A 3,485-nucleotide genomic window follows, 5' to 3' on the forward strand; every position below is an offset into this window, starting at 1 on the left:
GGTGCGAGCTGGGACGGGTTCCCCGACTGGGCGACGTTCTCCGACGGACTGCCGCCGGGCCCGGTCCCCGGCCTGTTCGCGGCCTACACGCTGAGCCCGGCCCAGAATCGGACGTGGGCCAATTTCTGGCGCGATCATCCGGCTCCGGACGGCGTCGGTGTGCAGGAACACTATGCGGCCATGTGGTCGCATGTCGCGCAACGCTTCACCGGCGAACGCTACGTGCTGGGCTACGACCTCATCAACGAGCCGTGGCCGGGCATCACGCACCCGACGTGCCTGCTGGACGGCTGCCCCGAGTTCGCGCGCGACGCGCTCGCCGCCCTCGAGGGCAAGGCGATGACAGCCATCCGGCGCGTGGACCCGCGGCATCTGCTGTTCTACGAACCGTTCGTCACCACCGATTTCGGCGCGCCGGTGCGCATGCCGAACCCGACCGGCGATCCTCGCGCCGGAATGAGCTTTCACGATTACTGCCTCGGCCCCATCCGGACGTGCCCCGGCAACGGCTTCGACAGCACTCGCGCGGCCGGTACCGCCGGGCTCGTCACCGAATTCGGGGCGACGCAGGACACGGCGATGCTGGAGCGCGTCACCGGCAGTCTGGACGACGCCATGGCTTCCTGGATGTTGTGGTCCAGTACGCAGAATCAGTTGCCCGGCCACAGTGAGCAACCGCCGACCGGCCCCGATCTGATCAGCCCGGCGGGGCCGATCGTGCGCCCGTATCCCCAGGCCGTCGCAGGCACCCCGCAGAGTTGGCACTTCGACCCCGGCACCGCGACGTTCAACCTCCGCTACACCACCGCCCGCCCGGATTCGGGCCGGCCGTTCGACGGTGACCTCCGCACCGAGGTGTACCTGCCCGCACAGGATTACCCGCATGGCTATCGGGTCGACGTACACGGTGCCGATGTCGTCTCCGCGCCGGATGCCGAACTACTGCGGTTGCGAACTACTCCCGGACAGTCCGCGGTCCAGCTGACGGTGACCCGCCGCTGAAGTTCGGCGGGGCGTATCAGTCCTTGCTCTGCCGGGAACTGAGTACGGACCGGCGCAGACCGCTGAACGCATAGACGGTCGCCCACACCGAAATCACGATGAGAACGACGAACATCGGTAGCCAGCTGTCCTTACGATGATCGACGCTCCACCAGACCGCCGTGAACAGAATCGCGCAGACGAACAGCAGGATGTCGCGCAGGCTGCCGCGATAGGAGGCGGCCGCTCTGCGCACCGGCCGGTATCGGTTGCTGGTCGCGACCAGGTCGTCGATGCGACTGTCGATGCTCCGTTTGAGTTCGGCTCGCCGCTCCACCTCCTCGGGAGGTAGGCGCTCCAGCAGTTCCATATCCTGCTTGATCGCCTTGCGCACATCCGGCCCCCGCAGATATCCCGCCGCCGCACCGAGAGCCACTCCACCGGCGATGGGCGCCATCCCCACGGCAAGATCAGCCAAAGCCGGCATGCTTGCATCTCCTTAGCCTCGGTCCGTGGAGATCTTCACCTGTCGAGGTGCGCCCGAATGCGGAAAGTGCCTTCTGGCCTGGTCTGGTTGCTGTCTCATACAACAATCGGACCAGGGGCAGGCAGACACTCTCGTAGGAGATTGTTCCACAGGTTCGACGGGGACTCGGCGAGGTTCGACGAGGTCACAGCATCAAACGGCAGATGGCGTGGACGGCGGGATCACTGTCTGAGACGCTGGAGTCGTGAAGCTGTCCACAGCGCAGGCGCATGTGGTAGTCGACGAGTTCGCGCGTGGGGGTGTCCGGGACGTCGTGCTCTGTCCCGGCTCACGCACCGCGCCGCTGGCCTGCGCTGTGCAGGCGGCGGATGCCGCGGGCCGGCTGCGGCTGCACAATCGCATCGACGAACGGACCGCGGGCTTCCTCGCGGTCGGGCTGGCGGTAGCCAGCCAGCTGCCGGTACCGGTCGTGATGGCCTCGGGAACAGCGGTGGCGAACCTCGGTCCCGCGGTGCTCGAGGCCAACTACGCGCGGGTGCCACTGATAGTGCTCAGCACCCATCGGCCCTGCGAGATTCCCGGCCCCGGCGCCAACCAGACCGTGGAGCAGCTGGGCCTGTTCGGCAGTCAGGTCCGCACCACCATCAGCCTCGACCCCGCCGACGAGGAATCCGCGTCCGCCAACGGTGTGTCGCAGGAGCACCAGAACAGCCTGTGGCGCTCGACGGTCTGCCAGGTGCTCGCCGCGGCCCGCGGCACCCGCACCGGCAACGCGGGCCCGGTGCACTTCGATATCCCGCAGCGCGAACCGCTGGTGCCCGATCCTGCCCAGGACGAATGGGCGCCCGAGGGACGTGCGGACGGACGGGCCTGGACGCTCACCGAGAACGCGATGCTCGATGTGCCGCTCGACATCGACCTGACCCCCGACACGGTCGTCATTTCCGGCCACGGTGCCGGGCTCCGGCCGGAACTGTCCGAGCTGCCGACCGTCGCCGAACCCACGGCCCCCATGCACGGCCCCGCGCTGCACCCATTGGCGCTCCCGCTGCTGAAGCCGCGCCAGGCCATCGTCACCGGCCGTCCCACCCTGCACCGGCCGGTGGCCGCGGTGCTGGCCGATCCGAATGTCACCGTCTACGCGGTCACCACGGGGCCGCGCTGGACCGATGTCTCCGGCAACGTGGTAGGCACCGGCACTCGGGCGATTGTCACGGGCGCATCGCGCCCGGAGTGGCTGGCGCATTGCCGTGAACTCAGCGCGAGGGCGACCGAGGTGGTCCGGGCCGAACTCGCCGCGTACCCGAAGTCGACCGGCCTGCACGTGGCGGCGGTGGTGATGGACTCGCTGCGCGAGGGTGACCAGCTGCTGCTCGGCGCGTCCAATCCGGTGCGCGACGCGGCCCTGGTGTCATACCCGCGGCCGGGTGTCACGGTGTTGTCCAATCGCGGTGTCGCGGGCATCGACGGTACCGTGTCCACGGCTGTCGGCGCGGCGCTGTGCCACGACGGCCGCACCATCGCGCTGCTGGGTGATCTGACCTTCCTGCACGACGCGTCCGGCCTGCTGATCAGGCCCGGCGAACCGCACCCGGCCGATCTGACCATCGTGGTCGCCAATGACGACGGCGGCGGCATCTTCGAGCTGCTCGAGCAGGGCGACCCGCAGTATGCCGGAGCATTCGAGCGGGTGTTCGGCACCCCGCATGGCATGGATCTGGCAGCGTTGTGCGCCGCCTACCGGATTCCGCACAGCCGGGTCGATCCGGAGCAGCTGGCGGTCGAGTTGGCCGGGCACGCACACGGCACGAGGGTGCTCGAGGTGATCACCGAGCGATCGCACCTGCGCGAGCTGCACGCGACGGTGCGCGCCAAGATCGCGTCCTGATCCGAGCTGATTCGCCCGTGTCCGGATGCGCGGTCACGCGTCGAAGTCGTCGTCCCGTCCCGTCTAGAGTTCGCGCAGCCGCGCGCGCAGCACCTTGCCCGCCGCGCTCCGCGGCAGCGCGTCGATGAA

At 68.8% G+C, this 3,485-nt stretch carries 3 protein-coding genes; 2 read left to right on the plus strand and 1 reads right to left on the minus strand.

From position 1 onward, the window contains the following. Positions 1 to 1,002 (plus strand): glycoside hydrolase family 5 protein (locus NM2_RS46755; protein ID WP_157122107.1); only part of this gene is annotated, 1,002 nt, incomplete at its 5' end. 16 nt (positions 1,003 to 1,018) lie between these two features. Here the strand turns inward: NM2_RS46755 and NM2_RS46760 are convergent. Continuing rightward, entirely contained in the window at positions 1,019 to 1,468 is a 450-nt protein-coding gene (locus NM2_RS46760; RefSeq protein ID WP_067684233.1) for a hypothetical protein, read from the minus strand. Between the two features lie 244 nt (positions 1,469 to 1,712). On the opposite strand from NM2_RS46760, the gene menD reads away from it, so the two are divergent. Continuing rightward, positions 1,713 to 3,356 carry a 2-succinyl-5-enolpyruvyl-6-hydroxy-3-cyclohexene-1-carboxylic-acid synthase gene (gene menD / locus NM2_RS46765; protein ID WP_067684236.1) on the plus strand — a complete coding sequence of 548 codons (1,644 nt, stop codon included), beginning with the start codon at positions 1,713 to 1,715 and terminating at the stop codon, positions 3,354 to 3,356. Positions 3,357 to 3,485: the final 129 nt, after the last annotated feature.

The organism is Nocardia miyunensis NBRC 108239 (assembly GCF_001613065.1).
GTDB lineage: Bacteria > Actinomycetota > Actinomycetes > Mycobacteriales > Mycobacteriaceae > Nocardia > Nocardia miyunensis.

What these genes read in the sequence shown, in the direction of transcription:
- NM2_RS46760 (WP_067684233.1), bottom strand. Translation starts at nt 1,468, where the DNA reads ATGCCGGCTTTGGCTGATCTTGCCGTGGGGATGGCGCCCATCGCCGGT.